Source organism: Methylobacterium sp. WL120, assembly GCF_008039465.1.
Classification (GTDB): domain Bacteria; phylum Pseudomonadota; class Alphaproteobacteria; order Rhizobiales; family Beijerinckiaceae; genus Methylobacterium; species Methylobacterium cerastii.
Window position 1 is genome coordinate 1 of record NZ_VRUT01000359.1, and the last position, 929, is coordinate 929.

Sequence of the window (929 nt, forward strand, 5' to 3'; positions counted from 1 at the left end):
TCGTCCTAGCCCGGGCCCCCCCCCGCTGCTGGGCCTCGGCGGCCCCGGCGAGGACGAGACAGCCGACGAGCAACGTGGCGGCGCGCACGAGACGAAGGGTCATGGTCGGACGATTCCTACCGCCGGATCGCGCGGCGGCGGGACATTGCCGCTTGGCCGCCGCCGGGGTCAACCCTGGGTTTCGGGACGGCGGTCGTCGCCTCGTACACAGCCGTCCACAGGCCAAGCCGCTGCGCAAGCGAGACTATTTCGTGGGGCTCCGAAACCGTTTGAAAATGTTCTTGTTTTGTTCCTATCTGACGTCATGTCAGAGCTGGATCGGGATGAAGCCCTCGCGTGAAGAACCGGAGGAACGGCCGCCCTCCCCGGCGGAGCGGATCGCCGCGTTGCCGGTGCGCCTGGACGCGGAGCGCCGGCCCGATGTGGGCGGCGTGCTCCCCTTCGGCGTCGCCGACCTCGATGTGCGGCTTCCCGGAGGCGGCCTCGGCCTCGGCCTCCTCCACGAGATCGCCCCCGAAGGCGCGGGCGACGAGGCCTCGGCCCTGGGCTTCGTCTTGGCGCTGGTCGCCCGCCATCTCGCGCGCGCGGCCGGGGATGCCCTCCTCGTCGTCGCCCCCGGCCATCCGATTCCCTACGGCCACGGCCTCGTCGGCCTCGGGCTCGATCCAGGGCGCCTGCTGCTGCTCGAGGCCGAGGCGGACGCCGCCGTGTTCGGCGCCCTCGAGGACACACTGCGGGCCGGGCAGCTCGCGGCGGTGGCGGGGCTCGTCGCGGATGGGCTTCCGCTGAAGCCGGGCCGCCGCCTGCAGCTGGCCGCCGGGTCCTTCGGCACCGCGCCGCCCCTTCTGCTGATCCTGCGGCCTTTCCGGGCCGCCCTGCCGAACGGCGCGGCGACGCGCTGGCGGATCGCGGCCGGCGGCGCGGCGCGC

Annotated in this window: 1 protein-coding gene; it reads left to right on the forward strand. The window is 73.8% G+C overall.

Annotated features, from left to right (window positions below; genetic code table 11):
• Positions 1–323: 323 nt before the first annotated feature.
• A partial coding sequence (locus FV229_RS26995; protein ID WP_187275311.1) for an ImuA protein occupies positions 324–929 on the forward strand: 606 nt, incomplete at its 3' end.